Here is a 1,236-nt window from a genome sequence, read left to right as displayed (position 1 = left end):
TTGAACCTGTCCAAAGTTTAATTACTGCATCTACTGCAGCACTAGGTTGTGGACTACTCATTGGTCTAGAAAGAGAGCGTAGCAAACAACGTGAGAATCAACACAGCTTTGCAGGTATTAGATCTTTTGCAATTTGCTCTCTATTAGGGGCAATTTGCTTTTCTTTCGGTTTTTCTTTCGGACTCATAGGGGCATTGATAGTAGGTGGTATCAGTATCATCTCTACTCATAAACAAATTGAAGATCCAGGTGTCACCACTGAACTTGCTTTTATACTCACCTATTTTATAGGTGGACTGTGTTTATGGCATATTCCTTATGCAGCGGCACTTACCGTCGTCCTTACCTTCCTTCTAGTGACAAAGCATTCAATGCATGGAGTAGCGGTTAGATGGATTACTGAACGTGAATTCAAAGATGGTATCTTTTTACTGGCCTTGCTTTTAATTGCACTTCCTTTAACCCCCAATAGGGATCTTTGGGGTTCAGTACTAAATCCTTATATTATTTTAAAATTATTGATATTGATTTTAACCATTCAAGCACTAGCACATATGGCAAAGAGGCTTTTACCATCACGCCACGCCATGTTTTTATCTGCTTTAGCATCAGGATTTATATCCAGTACAGCCACGATTGCAAGCCTTGGAATAGAAGTTCGTCAGGGTCGTGCAGATGCAAAAGAAAATGCTGGAGCTGCCCTTATATCCTGTGTCGCAACAGTCGTACAACTTCTTATTATCGTTGCAGGCGTAAGTTTTAGTTGGCTTAAAATTTTATTATTCCCATCTATTATTGCCATGATAGTTTTAATTATTCCTGGGGTATGGTTGATGAGAAAAACTCGATCCGAAGAGAAAGCTAAGTTAGCTGATACACCCATGTTTAGCTTAAAAGAGGCAGGTATCATTGTAGTCACACTTACTATTATTCAAGTACTTGTTTATGGTTTAAGTTTATGGCTGGGTGACGCCGGTCTTATTGCAGGAACCGTACTGAGTTCTATGTTTGAGGTGCATGCAGCAATGGCTGCCGTAGTCATGCAAGGGAACCCAACTAACCCTATTTTATTGCTCGCCTTATTATTGGGTTTAGCGACACATGCAATTTCTAAATCAATTAATGCGGCAATTACTGGCGGTTTTCAATACGCACTTGCTTTTGTTCCAATCCAAATTATTCATATGAGTGTTTTAATTGTCTTGATATATACTATGACAAATAATTAAAAAAACT

At 38.8% G+C, this 1,236-nt stretch carries 1 protein-coding gene; it reads left to right on the top strand.

All coding sequences use genetic code 11. The annotated features are described in order from the left end of the window. Positions 1-20 precede the first annotated feature (20 nt). A complete protein-coding gene (locus ACT3RN_RS15715; RefSeq protein ID WP_444518827.1) occupies positions 21-1,229 on the top strand; it encodes an MgtC/SapB family protein in 1,209 nt (402 codons plus the stop codon). Positions 1,230-1,236: the final 7 nt, after the last annotated feature.

Source organism: Psychrobacter sp. AOP5-GZ1-6 (genome assembly GCF_052376345.1).
GTDB lineage: Bacteria > Pseudomonadota > Gammaproteobacteria > Pseudomonadales > Moraxellaceae > Psychrobacter.
Note: the sequence above shows the minus strand (reverse complement) of the source record. Positions and strands in the feature narration are given on the sequence as shown.